15 protein-coding genes are annotated in these 17,888 nt (G+C 69.3%); 5 read left to right on the top strand and 10 right to left on the bottom strand.

Annotated features, from left to right (window positions below):
• Positions 1 to 7 precede the first annotated feature (7 nt).
• Positions 8 to 2,926 (top strand): EAL domain-containing protein, encoded by a 2,919-nt coding sequence (locus tag PCA_RS03010; RefSeq protein WP_181300815.1) that lies wholly within the window; start codon positions 8 to 10, stop codon positions 2,924 to 2,926.
• Here the strand turns inward: PCA_RS03010 and hslO are convergent.
• Positions 2,920 to 3,819, bottom strand: coding sequence for an Hsp33 family molecular chaperone HslO (hslO, locus tag PCA_RS03005; protein WP_181300813.1), 900 nt, complete (start codon positions 3,817 to 3,819; stop codon positions 2,920 to 2,922). The genes PCA_RS03010 and hslO overlap by 7 nt on opposite strands.
• 98 nt (positions 3,820 to 3,917) lie before the next feature.
• Between hslO and mtgA the strand changes: the two genes are divergently transcribed.
• Both mtgA and PCA_RS02995 read left to right on the top strand, forming a co-directional pair.
• A complete protein-coding gene (gene mtgA, locus PCA_RS03000) occupies positions 3,918 to 4,631 on the top strand; it encodes a monofunctional biosynthetic peptidoglycan transglycosylase (RefSeq protein ID WP_181300811.1) in 714 nt (237 codons plus the stop codon).
• Positions 4,632 to 4,790: 159 nt separating this feature from the next.
• Positions 4,791 to 5,219 carry a CBS domain-containing protein gene (locus PCA_RS02995; RefSeq protein WP_181300809.1) on the top strand — a complete coding sequence of 143 codons (429 nt, stop codon included), beginning with the start codon at positions 4,791 to 4,793 and terminating at the stop codon, positions 5,217 to 5,219.
• 3 nt (positions 5,220 to 5,222) lie between these two features.
• Here the strand turns inward: PCA_RS02995 and PCA_RS02990 are convergent, their stop codons facing one another.
• A complete protein-coding gene (locus PCA_RS02990) occupies positions 5,223 to 6,536 on the bottom strand; it encodes an MFS transporter (protein WP_343204398.1) in 1,314 nt (437 codons plus the stop codon).
• A gap of 223 nt (positions 6,537 to 6,759) precedes the next feature.
• On the opposite strand from PCA_RS02990, the gene PCA_RS02985 reads away from it, so the two are divergent.
• Positions 6,760 to 8,064 (top strand): serine hydrolase domain-containing protein, encoded by a 1,305-nt coding sequence (locus PCA_RS02985; RefSeq protein ID WP_181300805.1) that lies wholly within the window; start codon positions 6,760 to 6,762, stop codon positions 8,062 to 8,064.
• A gap of 81 nt (positions 8,065 to 8,145) precedes the next feature.
• Here the strand turns inward: PCA_RS02985 and PCA_RS02980 are convergent, their stop codons facing one another.
• The 8 genes from PCA_RS02980 to PCA_RS02945 form a co-directional block, all read right to left on the bottom strand.
• Positions 8,146 to 9,168 (bottom strand): energy transducer TonB, encoded by a 1,023-nt coding sequence (locus tag PCA_RS02980; RefSeq protein WP_181300803.1) that lies wholly within the window; start codon positions 9,166 to 9,168, stop codon positions 8,146 to 8,148.
• A 339-nt stretch (positions 9,169 to 9,507) separates the two neighbouring features.
• Entirely contained in the window at positions 9,508 to 10,041 is a 534-nt protein-coding gene (gene metJ / locus PCA_RS02975; RefSeq protein WP_181300801.1) for a met regulon transcriptional regulator MetJ, read from the bottom strand.
• Between the two features lie 584 nt (positions 10,042 to 10,625).
• Positions 10,626 to 11,021: a glycine cleavage system protein GcvH gene (gcvH, locus tag PCA_RS02970; protein WP_181300799.1), complete on the bottom strand. Its 396-nt coding sequence runs from the start codon at positions 11,019 to 11,021 to the stop codon at positions 10,626 to 10,628.
• Between the two features lie 76 nt (positions 11,022 to 11,097).
• On the bottom strand, positions 11,098 to 12,198 hold the full coding sequence (gene gcvT, locus PCA_RS02965) for a glycine cleavage system aminomethyltransferase GcvT (protein WP_181300796.1): 1,101 nt from the start codon (positions 12,196 to 12,198) through the stop codon (positions 11,098 to 11,100).
• A 71-nt stretch (positions 12,199 to 12,269) separates the two neighbouring features.
• Positions 12,270 to 12,896 (bottom strand): alpha-ketoglutarate-dependent dioxygenase AlkB, encoded by a 627-nt coding sequence (locus PCA_RS02960; protein ID WP_181300795.1) that lies wholly within the window; start codon positions 12,894 to 12,896, stop codon positions 12,270 to 12,272.
• A gap of 3 nt (positions 12,897 to 12,899) precedes the next feature.
• Positions 12,900 to 14,783, bottom strand: coding sequence for an adenylyl-sulfate kinase (cysC, locus tag PCA_RS02955; RefSeq protein ID WP_181300793.1), 1,884 nt, complete (start codon positions 14,781 to 14,783; stop codon positions 12,900 to 12,902).
• On the bottom strand, positions 14,783 to 15,700 hold the full coding sequence (gene cysD / locus PCA_RS02950) for a sulfate adenylyltransferase subunit CysD (protein ID WP_219918486.1): 918 nt from the start codon (positions 15,698 to 15,700) through the stop codon (positions 14,783 to 14,785). The genes cysC and cysD overlap by 1 nt, the downstream gene beginning before the upstream one ends.
• 359 nt (positions 15,701 to 16,059) lie before the next feature.
• Positions 16,060 to 17,457 carry an amidase gene (locus PCA_RS02945; RefSeq protein WP_181300791.1) on the bottom strand — a complete coding sequence of 466 codons (1,398 nt, stop codon included), beginning with the start codon at positions 17,455 to 17,457 and terminating at the stop codon, positions 16,060 to 16,062.
• Between the two features lie 165 nt (positions 17,458 to 17,622).
• On the opposite strand from PCA_RS02945, the gene PCA_RS17485 reads away from it, so the two are divergent.
• The coding region (locus PCA_RS17485) for an NAD(P)-binding protein (protein ID WP_255436616.1) at positions 17,623 to 17,888 on the top strand (266 nt) is incomplete at its 3' end.

The following is a 17,888-nucleotide window of genomic DNA, read 5'->3' as shown; positions in this document are numbered from 1 at the left end:
GCTTTTCATGAACGCAGCTCCCACCCCGCACCCCGCACTCGCGCCCTCGCCGGCGGACACCCCGCCAGGCGTACCCGTCGTGCCCGCGGCGATCGAACGGCTGCTGAAGGTGCACGACAGCGCGAGCGTGCTGGAGATCTGCGAACACGTGTTGCGGGACCTCGGGATCAGCGGCCACCTGCACTGGCGTCCCCTGGACCACGACCCGGCGGAGGACGCGGGCCGGCGGTTCGACCTGGCGGAAGATACCCAGCACCAGCACGTACTCACCCTCAGCCGCGCCGAACCGATCGGCGAGACCGCCCGCGGGCAGCTTGCCTGGCTGGGCCGGCTCGTCGACACCCGCCTGCGCCAACTTGCCGAATCCAGCCGCCTGTACGAGGCGATCTCGCGACTGGCGCTGGCCGAACGGCTGCAGCGCGCGCTCTATGCGATCGCCGAACACGCCAGCGCCGAGCACGACATGTCCGCGCTGATGCGTTCGCTGCACACCATCGTCAGCAGCCTGATGTATGCGGAGAACTTCTACATCGCGCTGTACGACCCCGCCAGCGACAGCGTGCGCTTCCCGTATTACGTCGACACGCTCGACACCGACCCGCCCTCCCCCGAGCGCAACGTGCCGCTGCACGAGCTGCTGCACGGCATCACCTGGAACCTGCTCCGCCACGGGCGCCCGCTGTTCGGCGCCACCGACGAGATCACCCAGCAGCTCGACGGGCAATTCCAGCTGCACGGCCCGCGTTGCGAGCACTGCATCGGCGTGCCGCTGTTCCGCACCGGGCAGGTGGTCGGCTGCATCGTGGTGCAGAGCTACCGCGCCAACGTGCGCTATACCCGGCACGATCTCGACCTGCTGAGTTACGTGGCGCAGCACGTGCAGACCGCGATCGAGCGGCACAACGCCCACGTGGAACTGGAGCGCCGGGTCGCCGACCGCACCACCGCGCTGCGCGAGGCGAACCGCGTGCTGCGCCAGCAGGTACTGCAGCGCCAGCGCGGCGAGCGGCTGCAGGCGTCGCTGTTCCGCATCGCCGAACTGGCCAGCACCACCGACAGCCTGGAGGATTTCTACCCCGCCGTGCACCGCGTGATCGGCGGCCTGCTGTACGCGCGCAACCTCTACATCGCGCTCAGCGACGAGGAGAACCAGCAGATCAGCTTCCCCTACTCGGTGGACGAGGTGGACAGCGATCGCCCGCCCCGCAGCCACGGCAACGGCGCCACCGAATACGTGCAGCGCAGCGGCCGGCCGCTGCTGGCCGACGCGGCGACGATAGACCGCCTGTTCGCCAGCGGCGAGATCACCCGCTTCGGCTCGCGCTCGGTGTGCTGGCTGGGCGTGCCGCTGATCTGGGGCGAGAAGGTGCGCGGGGTACTGGCGGTGCAGAGCTATTCTCCCGAGCACACCTATACCGAGCGCGACCAGGAACTGCTCACCTTCGTCAGCTACCACGTCGCGAACGCGCTGCAGCGCAAGCATGCCGACGCCACGCTCAAGCAGGCCTACGCCGGCCTGGAACGCCGCGTGGTGGAACGCACCCGCGCGCTGGGCCTGGCGAACCGCGACCTGCGCGAGCAGATCGCCGAGCGCGAGCGCATCGAGCGCCGGCTGAAGTACGAGACCTTGCACGACTCGCTCACCGGGCTGCCCAACCGCACCCTGCTGCTGCAGCGGCTGGAGCAGGCCATGCAGCGCTACCGCGCGAACCCGGAGGAACAGTTCGCGGTGCTGTTCATCGACCTCGACCGCTTCAAGGTGATCAACGACTCGGTGGGCCACCTGGTCGGCGACGACCTGCTGTTCCAGGTCGGCGGCCGCATCCGCGCCTGCGTGAAGACCCGCGACGTGGTGGCGCGGCTCGGCGGCGACGAATTCGCCGTGCTGCTGGAGCACGTGCCCGACGTCGGCGCCGCGCAGCGCAGCGCCGAGCACGTCCTGAACGAATTGCAGACGCCGTTCCGGCTGGGCGCGCGCGAGATCTTCACCTCCGCCTCCATCGGCATCGCGATGTCCGGGCCGCACTACCAGCAGCCGGAAGAACTGCTGCGCGACGCGGACTCGGCGATGTACCACGCCAAGGACGGCGGCCGCCATCGCGCCTCGCTGTTCGACGACCGCCTGCGCCGCGAGGCGCTGTCGCTGCTGCGCATGGAAAGCGACCTGCGCCACGCGCTGACCCGCCGCGAGTTCGTGCCGTTCTACCAGCCCATCGTCTCGCTGGTCGACGGCCGCGTGGCGGGCTACGAGGCGCTGCTGCGCTGGAACCACCCCGAGCGCGGCCTGCTGCTGCCGCAGGACTTCCTGCTGATCGCGGAGGAAACCGGCTGCGCCGAGGCGATCGACTGGCTGATCTTCGAACAGGTCTGCGCCCAGATCCCGCAGCTGGTCGGCGACAAGGGCACCGTGAGCATCAACGTCTCCGGCCTGCATTTCCGCTACGCCGATTTCGACGCCCGCCTGCTGGTGCTGCTGGAGAAGCACCGCGTGCCGCCGTCCAGCATCCGCATCGAGGTCACCGAGCGCACCCTGCTCGACAATCCCACCCAGGTGAAGCAGATGCTGCTGAACCTGCGCAACCAGGGCGTGGGCATCGTGCTCGACGACTTCGGCACCGGCTACTCCTCGCTGAGCTACCTGCACCAGTACCCGTTCGACACGCTGAAGGTCGACCGTTCCTTCGTCACCGGGCTGGGGGACGAACAGAAGGGGCACGGCACGGCGGTGATACGCGCGATCCAGGTGCTGGCCGATTCGCTGGGCATGCAGGTGATCGCCGAGGGCATCGAGCACGACGCGCAACGGCAGGCGTTGCTGGACGTGGGTTGCCGCTACGGCCAGGGCTTCCTGTTCGCGCACCCGCAGACCGGCGGCCACTGGCTGCGCCCCGAGCACGCGCTGGCGGGCGAGGAAGCGGGCTACTGAGACGTGCCCGGGGCGCCCGTCGCCGCCGCATCGCGCAGCAGGTGCTCCGCGTCGACCCGGTCGAACTCGTAACGCTGCGCGCAGAACTCGCAATGCACCTCGATGCGGCCGTCCTGCTCGTCCAGCGTCGCCTCCACCTCGTCGCGCCCCAGCGAACGCAGCATCGCCGCCACGCGCTCGCGGCTGCAGCTGCAGCCGAACGCCAGCGGGCGCGGCTCGAACAGGCGCACGGACTCCTCGTGGTACAGGCGGTACAGCAACTGCTCCGGTGTGGTGGCCAGCATTTCCGCCGCGCCCAGCGTGGCGGTGAGGTGCATGACGCGCGTCCACGCATCCTCGTCCTCCACCGCGCTGTGGCCGCCTTCGCCCGGCAGCTTCTGCAGCATCAGGCCAACGGCGTGCTCGCCGTCGGCGGCCAGCACGAGGCGTGCAGGCAGCTGCTCGGACTGTGCGAAGTAGTTTTCCAGCACGCCGGCCAGGTGCGTTTCGCGCAGTTCCACCAGTCCCTGGTAACGCTGGCCGCGCTCCACGTTGCCGATGGTGATCGCCATCACTGCCTGCGGCAGTTCCGCGAGCGACAGCGGCTGCGGCAACGGCGACTCCCAGCGCGCAAGTCCGCGCAGGCGGCCCTGGTCGGTGCATTCGGCGAACAGCAGGCGCAGGGCCCCGGAACTCTTCAGTTGTACCGAAAGCTCGCCGTCCAGCTTGATGTTGGCGGTCAGCAGCGCGCTCGCCGCCAGCGCCTCGCCCAGCAGCTCGCGCACGGCAGGCGGATAGTCCGCGCGGCCGGCCACCTCGCGCCACGCCGGACCCAGCCGCACCAGCGCGCCGCGCACGCCGGCGCGTTCGAGCAGGAAGCGGTGCAGCACATCTTCGACCAGTACGGTTTCCACGCCATCACCTCGCAAGCCAATCCAGCCAGATGGGGGCGCCTGGCCTCGCCTCAATGGCCCCACTCTATACTGCCGCCGTGCCCCTTCTCCGCCCCGCCATGCCGCGTCGTTCCCTGCCCCGCCGCCTGCTGCGCTGGCTCGCGCTCGCCGCACTCGCGTGGCTGCTGCTCACCTGGCTGGCGGTGCTGCTGTTGCGCTTCGTGCCGCCCGTCACCTCGGCGGTGATGCTGGAGCGCCGCGTCGGCGCGTGGGTGCATGGCGAGCGCGACTTCCGCCTGCGCCAGCACTGGGTACCGTGGTCGCAGGTGTCGCCCTGGGTGCCGCTGGCGATGGTCGCGGGCGAGGACCAGAAGTTTCCCTACCACCACGGCTTCGACTTCGACTCCATCCACGAGGCGATCGACGCAGCCGACGACGGCGCGCGCCTGCGCGGCGCCAGCACGATCAGCCAGCAGACCGCGAAGAATCTGTTCCTGTGGAACGGACGCAGCTTCGTGCGCAAGGGGCTGGAGGCGTATTTCACGGTACTGCTCGAACTCACCTGGCCGAAGCGGCGCATCCTCGAGGTGTACATGAACATCGCCGAGCTGGGCGACGGCATCTACGGCGTGGGCGCGGCCAGCGAGATGTATTTCCGCCAGCCGCCGTCCCGCCTCTCGCCCGCGCAGGCGGCCCGGCTGGCCGCGGTGCTGCCCAGCCCGCGCCGCCTGCATGCGGATCGCCCCAGCGCCTACGTGCAGCGCCGCGCGGACTGGATCGAGCGGCAGATGCGCCAGCTCGGCGGCCCGTCCTATCTCGGCGACCGCCGCTGAGCGCGGGCTTTTTGCAATCGCCCCGATCGCGAATACCTGGCGCGCCAACGCTGCAGCCTCCCGTTTTTCCACGCGCCGCACGCCCCCGCTGTACCCGGCGCGAGCAGCGGCGCTAGACTGGCATGGCCCTCATCCACGGGTTCAACCGGAGGTCCAGGCATGCGTCAGGTCAGGCATCTGCTGGAAGGCAAGGGTGGCAGGATCTACAGCATCGCGCCGGATGCGCCGGTGCTGGAAGCGATCAAGCTGATGGCCGAGCACCGCATCGGCGCGCTGCTGGTGATGCGCGGCGAGCAACTGCTGGGCGTGGTGTCCGAACGCGACTACGCGCGCAACGTGATCCTGCAGGGGCGCTCCTCGGCGCAGACCCCGGTGGCCGAGATCATGCGCGGCGACCCGCTCACCGTGGGGCTGCAGACCGACGTGCTGGACTGCATGCGCCTGTGCACCGACAGCCGCGTGCGCCATCTGCCGGTGCTCGAAGGCGGCAAGGTGGTGGGCATCATCTCGACGGGCGATCTCGTGAAGGCGGTGATCGACGCTCAGGCCGAGCAGATCGAGCACCTGGAGCGCTACATCACGGGCTGAGGCTCAGCCTGGGCGCTTCGCCCCGGCCTGCTCGGGCGTAGCGTCGGGCTCCTCCGGCAGCAGGTCGGGCGAATGCCCGGCCCGATGCGCCACCCATACCGATGCGCTGGAGATCACGGCGCCGAGCAGCGCCATGCCAGCCACGCCCACGCCCAGCTTGCCCAGGCCGCTGACGCCGCTGGTGACCAGCAGGTCGCCGAAGCGCCACACCGCGGTCTCGACGAAGTTCTTGCCCTTGTAGCGCGTCTCGCGCGACACCCGGGTGTACAGCGCATCCACCGCCGGCTTGGTCATGCCGTAGGCGAAGCCGCGCGTCATCACCATCATCACCGCCACCAGCGGCGTGACCGCGGCGCCCAGCACCGACAGCGTGGCGTGCCCGCCCACCGTCACCATCAACAGCAGCGCCACGTTGACCATCGCGGGCAGCACCAGTCCCCAGCCGGCGCCGCGACGGACCAGCAGCCAGCGCGTCAGGGTGAGCTGCAGCACGGCGCCCAGAGTGTTCACCGCCAGGTCCAGGTGGGCGTAGAACGCGGTGCGTTCCGCGCTGGCGGCGAAATGGGCCTTGGCGTAGTCCGCCACCAGCGCGTAGGCCAGCGTGCCGATGCCGTCGCCCAGCACCATCAGTATCGCCATGTAGCGCAGGAACGGCTGCGACCACAGCTCGCGCACGCCGGCCCACAGCGAGCCGCCGATCGCCTCCTCGCGGTGTGCGTGTCCGCTGCCGCGGTATTCGGACAGGCGCAGCAACAGCAGCAGCGCCATGCTCAGCATCAGCGCCGAGACCACCAGCAGCGGCGCCACGCCGAGCAGGCCCACGAGCAGGCTGGTCACCACGGGGCCGAATACCGCGCCGGCCATGCCGCCCAGCGCGATCAGCGGAAACGTGCGCCGCGCCTGCCCGCTGTCGAAGATGTCGGCCATGAAGCTCCAGAACAGCGACACCACGAACAGGTTGAACACGCTGACCCAGACGAAGAACACCGCGCCCAGCACGCGGGCGCCGATCTGCGCCTGCGCCATGAAGGCCGGCACGAACGCGAACAGGCAGGCGATGAAGAAACAGTAGCTCCAGCCCAGCAGGCGCCGGCGCGGGAAACGCGCCACCATCGCGCCGAACACCGGCGTCAACAGCAGCATCGCCACGAACGTGGCGCCGTAGAACAGCGGCAGCTGCGACGAACCCACCGCGCCGCTCAACTGGTCGCGCACCGGCCGCACGATGTAGTACGCGGTGAGCACGAAGAAGAACGCCAGCGCGGACAACGCGGGTTGGGCGCCCTCACGGGTCGCTGCGGCACGGATCGGGCTCACGCGGACATCCAGCTCGGGCAAGGCCCGGGGGGCTGCAAGGCTAACATGCGGCCACATGCCGCGCCCCCGGTGGACCGCGACGGCATCGAACGAATCCGCCCGCATGCGGTCGCGTTGTTCCTCCGCGCAAAGTGCCGGAGAATCGGTGCCTTCACGCGGCCAGCCGCACCGCCTGCGGCCCGTCCATCGGCATATCGCGCCTCCCGAGGGCCTTGCGAAGAACATGCAACTCCGATACCTCCCCCTCGCCCTTGCCTGCACCCTCGGCCTGAACTGCACCGGCCTCCACGCCGCGCCGGCCAGCCAGACCGGAACGTTGCCGCCGGCCAGCGCGCACGTGGTGGCGGAGGAACTTCCGCAGGCGCGCGTGAAGGCCACGCTCGCGGATTACCGGCGCTGGCTAGACGAACTCGACGCGCGCCACGGCGTCGCCGGCATGGCCACGGCGGTGGTGATCGACGACAAGGTGGTGTTCGAGCACACCCTGGGCTTTGCGGATGCGAGCAAGCAGACGCCGATCACGCCCGACACCGTCTTCCGGCTGGCCTCGCTCTCCAAGGCGTTCGCCACCGCCGTCACCGGGGTGATGGTGGACAGCGGCAAGCTGCGCTGGGACATGAAGCTGGTCGACGTGCTGCCCTACTTCAAGCTCAAGGACATGCAGTCCGCCGACCAGGCCACCGTGGCCGACATCCTCGGCCAGCGCCTGGGCCTGCCGCACAACACCTACGACAACCTGCTCGAAGGCGACATCTCCTACCAGGAGCTGGTGCGCAAGCTGGACGAGGTGGACAACACCTGCCCCGCCGGTCAGTGCTACGGCTACCAGAACGTGGCCTTCAGCATGATCGGCGACGTGCTGTTCGCGCGCACCGGCAACTTCTTCGACCGCCTCGTGGACCAGCGTATCTTCCATCCGCTGGACATGGAGACCGCAAACTACGGGCGCTCCGGGCTGGAATCCAGCAAGAGCTGGGCGCGCCCGCACCGCCCCGGCAGCGGCCACAGCTGGATTCCGTTCGAGCCCACCGAGACCTATTACCGCCTGGCGCCGGCGGCCGGCGTCAACGCCAGCATCCGCGACATGGAGAAATGGCTGATCGCGCAGATGGGCGGTCGCCAGGACGTGCTGCCTACCTCGCTGCTCGACGTGCTGCACGCACCGGCCGTGGCGACCCCGACCGAACTGCGCGCCACGCCGTGGCGCCGCGCGCGGCTGAGCGCGGCCCAGTACGCGATGGGCTGGCGCGTCTACACCTACGGCGGCGAAACGCTGATCTACCACGCGGGCGCCGTGGCCGGTTACCGCACCATGATCGGCTTCTTCCCGAAGTACCACGCCGGCGTGGTCACCCTGTGGAACTCCACCGGGCCGATGCCCAGCGGCCTGATGCCGATGGTGTTCGACGGCCTGCTCGGCCTGCCGCACGTGGACTGGGCGGGCGTGGAAAGCCCGGCGCCCGTCGAGGCGGCGCCGGTCAGGAAGAAGCCGGCGCGCAAGGCGCGCGCGCGCCACCATCGCCGCTGATCGTTCGCACCGCAGATCCGCCAGACGAAGACGGCGCATGCCATGCATGCGCCGTCTTCGCTGGTGCGGGCCCCGGGCGCGTCAGCGCCCGGTGCTGAACTCGATCTTCTGCTGCTTGGTGCTTTCCACCGCGACGCCGTCGCGCATCGCCGGCTTGAAGCGGTAGCGGCTCACCGCCTCGATGGCGGAACGATCGAACACGTGGCGCGGCTGGGCGTCGACCACATGCACGTCCGAGGTGCGGCCTTCCGCCGTGACCGTGAAACCGACCACCACCCAGCCGGCCTGGCCGGCGCGCAGGGCCGCGGTGGGATAGCTCGGATTCGCCGCCTTCAGCAGCACCGCATCGGCGGTCTCGGCGCTGGCGACCGGAGCGGCGACAGGCTGCGCCTTCTCCTGGGCGGCCGCCTGTTGCTGCTGCTCCAGCCGCTGCTGCTTCGCCTTGGCCTGCTCGGCCGCCAGCTGCGCCTGCTGCTGTTCGGCCTGCTTCGCGGCCTCCTGCTTCTCGGTGGCGGCCCTCTGCGCAGCCAACTGCGCGGCCTTCTCCTGGTCCTGCGCCTGCTGTTGCTGCTGGCTGGCCAGCTTGCGCTGGGCATCGAGCTTGGAACGCAGGATGGTCAAGGTGTAGTTCGTCGGATCGGCCTTGGCCAGCAGTTCGATCTCGCGCTGCGCCTCGTTGAGGTCGCGTGAATTGACCACCTGCTCGGCATCCGAGGCCGCGTACGGGAAGGTCTCGCGCAAGGCGCTGGTCGCCACCGGATTGTCCGGCTGCTTGGCCAGCACGCGCAGATAGAACTCGAACGCGTTGTTGCCGGCCGGCGCCAGCAGGCGCTGCTCCTTGAGGGCCTTGCTGGCCTCGGCGAGCAACTGGTTGACGTCCATCGCCTGCACGTTGGCGGGCGCGGCCTGGGTCGGCGCCTTCGCCGCGGCGGACACCGCGGGCGCGCCGCCGGCATCCAGCCGCATCTGCTGCTGGTACGGCCGGACGATCAGCAGCCACGCCGCGGCGGCAAGCGCGGCGATGATGGCAACGATGGCGATGGCAACGGGCCGGACGGCCCCGCGCACGCGATGGCGCGCGATAGATGTGTATCGGGTATCCATTGGTCTCTCACCGAGTGTCGACAGATACCCGCGCTTTTTCCCCCTGTCTATCCAGGAGCGACGAGTCCCCTGACTGCATCGCGGCGCGGATGTGTGAAAGGTAACCGCATTGCAACGCACGGGCAAATCGCATGGATTTCCGCCCGCGGCGTCCTGCGCCGCGGCACGGCAAAGACAAATCCTTCACGACTGGAGGCTGGCACGGGAGTCGCCCGGCGGCGCCGGTTTCCGGTTCCGCAAACGAAACGTCCCGGCAAGGCCGGGACGAAGTTTCCGAATCGACCTCCCCGCGCTGGGCACCGCGGGGAGGCAAGTCGATGACGCGTGTTGTTGTGGTGCTTACTTCTTGGAGGTCTTGCTGGTCTTGCTGGTCTTGACGGCCTTCACCACCTTGGCGGCGGCGGGCTTCTTGGCGGCAGCCTTCTTCGCCGGCTTCTTGGCGACCTTCTTGGCCGTGGTCTTCTTCGCAGCCGCCGGCTTCTTGGCGGCAGCCTTCTTCGCCGCCGGCTTGCGGACGGCCTTCTTCGCGGCAGCCTTCTTGACGGCCGGCTTCTTGGCGGCGGTCTTCTTCGCGGTGGTCTTCTTGGCGGCCTTCTTGGCAGCCGGTTTCTTTGCAGCGGATTTCTTGGCAGTGGCCATGGTTCGTCTTAGCTCCTCATCGGTTGGCAGTGGTTGCCCAGTAAAAGCGTGGAGGAACGCCTCGACCAGCAAATCGCTGTTGGTGGCGTGCCTCAAATTTTTCACCTGACGCTCGGTGCGCAGGTCGGACAGCGTTCGCAAAACGTGGAGCGGAATCGAAACGGTGATCTTGCGTACCGCATTCGCCTTCTCACCGTGCTCAACGTAAGGCTTGATGTATTTCGGTGTCACCATGTTGCAGTTCCCCATGAACTTGGGCGAAAGCTATTCCGTAAGATTTCGGCTGTCAATGGATTTTGGCCGAAGAATCAATCCGTTTCGACAACAGGCAAGCGCCGACCGCGCGAATGGCGGCGGAAGCCGGACGCTTCCGTTTTTCTCGTTTGGACGTATGGACATCCAAACGAAAATTGCACGAAATGACACATCCATTCATGGAAAGCGCATGAAACAAGGGGTTTCGTGCTATGCGCGCGTGCCATCGCGAGGAATCTCCGACGCGCGATCGCCATGCACGCGCATGCGCCCGACGACCGTCCCTGCGGCGTTCCCGGCAGATGAACGGGACGCGACCGAATTTTTCGCGCGCGGGTCGCCGCCGGGGCGTTTCGGCACCGGCAAGGGCGGCGAACGCACCCCGTCGGCGCCTCGCGCGCGGCGGCGGCGGGGAGCGGAATCACCCGTCCGCGACGCGCCATCCGGCCCGGAACGCGATTCAAATAGCCGTCCATTTGCCATGTCGCCGCGCGGCAGCGGGGAACGGAAACGACGACGGCCGCACGCGGCGGCCGTCGTCTATCGCACTGCAGCGGGGATGCTCAGTGGTCTTCGTTCTCGACCAGTTCCTCGTAGGCGCTGGCGTCCAGAAGCTGGTCCAGCTCGGCACGGTCGCTGATGCGCACGGTGAAGATCCAGCCGTCGCCGTAGGCGTCTTCGTTGATCGTCTCGGGCTTGTCGGCGAGCGTCTCGTTGACCTCGACCACCTCGCCGGACACCGGCGAGTAGATGTCCGAGGCGGCCTTCACCGACTCCACCACGGCAGCGGCGTTGCCGGCCTGCACGCTGGAGCCGATTTCCGGCAGCTCGACGTAGACCAGGTCGCCGAGCTGGGCCTGGGCGTGGTCGGAGATGCCCACGCGCACCAGGCCGCCGTCCTCGACGCGGGCCCATTCGTGGGATTTGTTGAACTTCAGATCGCCGGGAATCTCGCTCATGGTCGGGTTCCAGTTTGGGTCGGGAAACAGGCGGCCATTCTATCCATAGCCGCCGGGGGATGTCCGGGGTGCGGCCTCAGATGCCTTCGCAGGCCTTGCCGTCGCGCACGAACGGGTACTTCACCAGGCGCACCGGCAATTCGCGGCCGCGGATGTCCACCCGCACCGCGCCGGGTTCGCCGGCCGGGATGCGCGCGAACGCCACCGCCTTTTCCAGCGTGGGCGCGAAGCTGCCGGAGAGGATTTCGCCCTCGCCGTTCGCGGTGAGCACCTTCTGGCCGTGGCGCAGCACGCCCTTGTCGTCCAGCACCAGGCCCACCATCACGCGCTTCACGCCTGCGGCCTTCTGCTTTTCCAGCGCGGCGCGGCCGATGAAGTCGCGGCCCGCGTCCAGCGCGATGGTCCAGCCGAGGTTGGCCTCCCACGGCGAGACGGCCTCGTCCATGTCCTGGCCGTAGAGGTTCATGCCGGCCTCGAGGCGCAGCGTGTCGCGCGCGCCCAGGCCGGCCGGGTGCACGCCGGCGGCGGCCAGCGCCTCCCACAAGGCCACGGCGTGCTCGCCCGGCACGACGATCTCGAAACCGTCCTCGCCGGTGTAGCCGGTGCGTGCCACGAACAGCGGCATGCCGTGCGGGCCCTGAGCGGCGGCGGCGGCGAACTTGCCCAGCTTCTCGATGCGCGCGCGATCCACCTCGTGCAGCAGGCCGAGCACCTTGGCGCGGGCATTCGGGCCCTGCACCGCGATCATCGCGAACTCGGGACGCTCCTTCACTTCCACGCCGAACGCGGCGGCCTGCTTTTCGATCCAGGCCAGGTCCTTGGCGCGGGTGGCCGCGTTCACCACCAGGCGATAGAACTCGTCGCCGAGGAAATACACGATCAGGTCGTCGATCACCCCGCCCTGCTCGTTGAGCATGCAGGAATACAGCGCCTTGCCGTGCGCCTTGAGCTTGTCCACGCTGTTCGCCAGCAGGTGGCGCAGGAAGTCCCGGGTGCGCGCGCCGTGCAGGTCGACCACGGTCATGTGCGAGACGTCGAACATGCCGGCGTCGCGGCGCACCGCGTGGTGTTCCTCGATCTGCGAGCCGTAGTTGATCGGCATGTCCCAGCCGCCGAAGTCGACCATGCGTGCGCCGAGCGCGCGATGGGTGGCGTTGAGTACGGTCTTCTCGGTCATCGCGGGGCGCCTTGCGGGTAAGTGAGACGGGCATTATCCCCTGCCCTCGCCCCCCTTTCCAAGCAAGGCGCTCAGCGCGCCGACGGATCGGTGCGGCGAAACGTGAGGTTGACGCGGGGCGCGGCCAGGCCGCGCACGCGGGGCAACGCGTGCCGGTACAGGTGCTGGGTGGCGCCGGCCATGCGCAGCAGGCTGCCGTGCGGCAGCACCAGCTCGACGGTGTCGCCGGGCTGCGCCGGCTCGCCGCGTGCCCGGCGGCGGCGGAAACGGAAACGCCGCTCCGCGCCCAGGCTCAGCGAGGCGATCACCGGCCGGGCGCCCAGCTCCGGCTCGTCGTCGCTGTGCCAGCCCATCGCATCGTCGCCGTCGCGATACAGGTTGGCCAGCACGCTGTTGAAGCGCGCGGCGCAGGCCTGTTCCAGCCGCGCGCGCAACGCGGCCAGCGCGGCCGGCCATGGCCGCGGCTCGAAGCGGGTACCCGAATAGGTGTAGCCGGCACCGGGATCGCCGATCCAGCAGCTCAGCCGCGGCGAATCGATCTCGCGGCCGAACAGGCGGATGCGGTGGGTTTCCCAGGCGACCGCCTGCCGCAGCTCGGCGAACAGCGCATCCGCCTCGCCCGGCTCCAGCCAGTGCGGCCACAGCGCCACGTCGGCACCCGGCAAGGCGACGCGTTGCCAGCCTGCCGTCGCGTCCATCGCTCAGGCTGCGCCGTCGCCGCCCGGCGTGGCGATGCGCCCCAGCAGTTGTTCGGTCATCTGCTCGGCCAGCCGCTCGGCGCGTTCGCCAGCCGTGTGCAGGTGCACCTCGGGCGCCTCGGGCGCCTCGTAGGGCGCGTCGATGCCGGTGAAGTTGCGGATCTCGCCGGCGCGCGCCTTGCGGTACAGGCCCTTGGGGTCGCGCTGCTCGCATTCGGCCAGCGGCGTGTCGACGAACACCTCGATGAATTCGCCCGCGTCGAACAGTTCGCGCACCGAGTCGCGCTCGCTGCGGTAGGGCGAGATCGCGCTGACCAGCACGATCAGGCCCGCGTCCACCATCAGGTGCGCCACCTCGCCGATGCGGCGGATGTTCTCGACGCGGTCCTCGGGCGTGAAGCCCAGGTCCTTGTTGATGCCGTGGCGGATGTTGTCGCCGTCCAGCAGGTAGGTGTGGTGGCCGAGCGCGTGCAGGCGCTTCTCCACCAGGTTGGCGATGGTGGACTTGCCGGCGCCCGACAGGCCGGTGAACCACAGGCACAGCGGCCGCTGCCCCAACACGGCGCCGCGCACCGCCTTGTCCACGTCCACGTGCTGCCAGTGCACGTTGGCGGAGCGCTTCAGCGCGAAGTCCAGCATGCCGCAGGCCACGGTGGCGTTGGTCTGGCGGTCGATCAGGATGAAGCCGCCGAGCGTGCGGTTGGCGGCATAGGACTCGAACGCGATCGCCTCGTCCAGGCCCACGGTGCAGTAGCCCACCTCGTTGAGCGAGAGATGGCGCGCGGCCAGCTTCGCCTGCGTGTTGACGTCCACCTTGTGCTTGATCGCCATCACCCGCGCATTCACCGTGCGCGCGCCGATCTTCAGCCAGTAGGTGCGGTTGGGCAGCAGCGCGTTATCGCCCAGCCACACCACATGGCAGGCGAACTGGTCGGCCACCGGCGCCGGGCGCAGCGCGTCGGCGATCACGTCGCCGCGGCTGGCGTCGAGCTCGCGGTCCAGGCACAGCGTCACCGCCTGGCCTTCGCCGGCGCTCTGCAGATCGCCATCGGCAGTGACGATGCGCTCGATGCGTGCGCGCTGCACGCCGGGCTGCACCACCACCTCGTCGCCGGTGGCCACGCGGCCGCCGCAGATCGTGCCGGCGTAGCCGCGGAAGTTCTGGTCGGGCCGGTTCACCCATTGCACCGGCATGCGGAAATCGGCCGCGCGCGCGGGCGTGGCGTCGGCCGCTTCCAGCAGTTCCAGCAGGGTCGGCCCCTGGTACCACGGCAGGCGCGCGGAGCGCGCGCCCACGTTGTCGCCGCCCGGCGCGATCACCGGCAGGCAATCGACCTTCGCGATGCCCAGCGCCTGCGCCAGCGTACGATAGGCGTCGGCGATCTCCCGGTAGACGCGCTCGTCGCAGCCCACCAGGTCCATCTTGTTGACCGCCAGCACCACCTGGCGGATGCCGAGCAGGCTGCATATGTAGGAGTGCCGGCGCGTCTGCGGCAGCAGGCCCTTGCGCGCATCCACCAGCACCACCGCCAGCTCGGCGTTGGAGGCGCCGGTGGCCATGTTGCGGGTGTACTGCTCGTGCCCCGGGCAGTCGGCCACGATGAAGTGGCAGCGCGCGGTATGGAAATAGCGGTAGGCCACGTCGATGGTGATGCCCTGCTCGCGCTCGGCGTCAAGGCCGTCGGTGAGCAGGGCGAAGTCCAGCGCCTCGCCCGCATCCGCGTGCAGGCGCTGGCTGTCGCGCTTGAGCGCGGCGAGCTGGTCCTCCGGCACCATGCCGGCGTCATAGAGTAGGCGGCCGAGCAAGGTGCTCTTGCCGTCGTCCACGCTGCCGCAGGTGATGAAGCGCAGGAGACCCTGGCCGGTGCTGTTGGCGTTGGCGGCCATCAGAAATAGCCCTCCTGCTTCTTGCGCTCCATCGAGGCGGTGGGGTCGTGGTCGATCACCCGGCCCTGGCGTTCGGAACTGCGCGACTCGGCCATCTCCCGGATGATCTCGTCCAGCGTGGCGGCGGTGGACTCCACCGCGCCGGTGAGCGGGTAGCAGCCCAGGGTGCGGAAGCGCACCATGCGCGTCTCCACCGTTTCGCCTTCGCGCAGGATGAAGCGCTGGTCGTCCACCATGATCAGCGCGCCGTCGCGCGCCACCACCGGGCGCGGTTTGGCGAAGTACAGCGGCACCACCGGGATGTCCTCGCGGCGGATGTACTGCCACACGTCCATCTCGGTCCAGTTGGAGAGCGGGAACACGCGCACGCTCTCGCCCTTGCGGATGTTGGTGTTGTAGGTGTGCCAGAACTCGGGGCGCTGGTGCTTGGGGTCCCAGCGGTGCTGCGCGTTGCGGAACGAGAACACGCGCTCCTTGGCACGCGACTTCTCCTCGTCGCGGCGGGCGCCGCCGATCGCCACGTCGAACTGGTACTTGTCCAGCGCCTGCTTCAGCCCTTGCGTCTTCATGACGTCGGTGTGCACGGTGGCGCCGTGGGTGAGCGGGGAAATGCCCTGGCGCACGCCGTCCTCGTTGACGTGCACCAGCACCTCGACGTCGCCCTGCGCGGCGACCTGGTCGCGCAGGGCGATCATCTCGCGGAACTTCCAGGTGGTGTCCACGTGCAGCAGCGGGAACGGCGGCTGTGCGGGGAAGAACGCCTTGCGCAGCAGGTGCAGCAGCACCGAGGAATCCTTGCCGATGGAATACAGCATCACCGGCCGGCGGAAGCTGGCCGCCACTTCGCGGAAGATGTGGATGCTCTCCGCCTCGAGTTCGTCGAGGTGGGAAGGCGCCTGCGCCATGTTTTTGCTCATGCTTGGACCGTGACCGACTAGCCGTGCCCGCGCAAGCGCGCGGCGCTGAACCCGGGATGTTACGCGTCCCCTGCCCACGGCCGAAATAACCAGGCCGGCCCGTCTCGCCCGGACGCGGCATATATGTCTTGGCGACGCCCCCGCTTTTGCCCGTCATCCCGGCAAAGCCGAAGGCGCTTCACGGCGGCGCAGCCGGTTATCCGGTGCCTTGATGTTCGATAGCGTGAAGACGCTGGATCCAGGCATTCGCCGGGATGACGCGCAAAGGCATGGAAGGCTCTGGATAACCGGCTGCGCCGCCGTGAAGCGCCTCGTGCCGGTCCTGGAACGACGGCCAAAAACTCGTTGTTCGCCCCTCCTCAGACCATCGCCGGATAGACCGGATCGGCATCCAGCGTTGCCGCGCACACTGCGGCCAGCTCCAGCAGGCGCAGATCCGAGCCGCGTGCGCCCACCAGTTGCAGGCCCACCGGCAGCCCGTTCGACAAGGTGCCCATCGGGATGCTCACCGCGGGACAACCGGCGAGGCTGGCGAAACTGGTGAGGTCGGCCTGGTTGTCCGGCACCGGGCCGCCCAGCGGGAACGCGCCCTGTGGCGTGGTGGGCAGCACCAGCACGTCGATCTGCGAGAACAGCCGGCGCATCTTCAGCGTGGCCGCGTCGAGCACGCGGTCGGCCTTCGCGTAGTCGGCCGCGCTCTTGCGCCCGGCATAGCCCAGCAATTCGCGGAAACGCGGGGAGACCGGGCGCGCCTCGTCGGCTAGGTCGTCGGCGAAGGTGCCGAGCATTTCCGCTTCCATCAGCAGCAGGCCGGCGCGGCGGGTGCGCGCGAAGTCCCAGTCGGCGAAATCCACCGTGCGTTGTTCGCCCAGCGCATGCGCCAGCTGGGCCACCGCCGATTCGAACAGCGCCGCCACCTCGGGCTCCACGCCCAGGGCGGCCAGGTCCCCCAACAGGCCGGTGCGCAGCTTGCCCGGCTCCCAGTCGGGCGGCGCAAACGCCACCCGGCGGCGGCGCGAGCGCGCATCGTCGGCGTCGTAGCCGGCCAGCACCTGCAACAGCACGGTGAGGTCGGCCACGCTGCGCGCGATCAGGCCCACCGCATCCAGCCGGCGCGCCGCCGGCACCAGGCCGCGCGCGGAAATCTCGCCGTGGGTGGGCTTGAGCGCATACACGCCGCAATAGCTGGCGGGGATGCGGATGGAGCCCAGGCTGTCCGAGCCCACCGCCGCCGCCGCAAGGCCCGCGGCGATGGCCGCCGCGGAACCGCCGGAGGAACCGCCGGCGGTGTAGCCCGGCTTCCACGGGTTGTGGGTGGGGCCGAAGTGCGGGTTGTCGGTGACTGCGCCCAGCGCGCCTTCGTCCATGTTGGTCTTGCCCACCAGCACCGCCCCCGAGGCACGCAGGCGGGCCACCACGTGGGCGTCGTCCACTGCCGGCTGTTCGCGCCCCGGCAGGCCGGCGCGGGTGAGCCAACCGGCGATGTCGAGGTTGTCCTTGATCGCCACCGGGATGCCGTCGAGCCGGCCGATCACGCCATCGCGGCGCCGGTGCTCGGCCGTGCGCGCCTGCTCCTGCAGCAGCCCGGGGCTCAGGCCCACGTAGGCGTTGAGCTGCGGGTTGATGCGCTCGATCGCCTCCACGTAGGCCTCCGCCAGCGCCTGCGGATGGGTGCGCCCGGCGGCCATCCAGTGCAGCAACTGGCATACGGTGGCTCGGCGCAGGTCCAGGTCGGTGATCGGCGGCAGCGAACTCATCGGCATTCCCTTGGTGCGGTTGGCGGATTATCGCCATCACCGGCGCGGTTTGCGCAAGTTCGGGCAAGCGGTTTGCCGCGCAAGGCCCGAAAACGGACAATAGCGCATTCGATGCGTCGCGCCGGCCACGGCCGCGATCGCCCGCACAACCTGCCGGAGTCCGCGATGAGCGAACGCGAAACCATGGAATACGACGTCGTCGTGGTCGGCGCCGGGCCGGCCGGACTGTCGTTCGCGATCCGCCTGAAGCAGCTGAAGCCCGACACCACGGTGTGCGTGATCGAGAAGGCTTCCACCATCGGCGCGCAGATCCTTTCCGGCGCGGTGATCGAGCCCGGCCCGCTGGACGCCCTGCTGCCCGGCTGGCGCGACCATCCGCCGCCCGTCTGCGTGCCGGCCGGCGAGGACGAGTTCTGGCTGCTGAGCAAGAC

It is taken from the genome of Rhodanobacter sp. PCA2 (assembly GCF_013620825.1).
Lineage (GTDB): Bacteria > Pseudomonadota > Gammaproteobacteria > Xanthomonadales > Rhodanobacteraceae > Rhodanobacter_A.
This window is presented reverse-complemented; position numbering and strand designations above follow the sequence as displayed.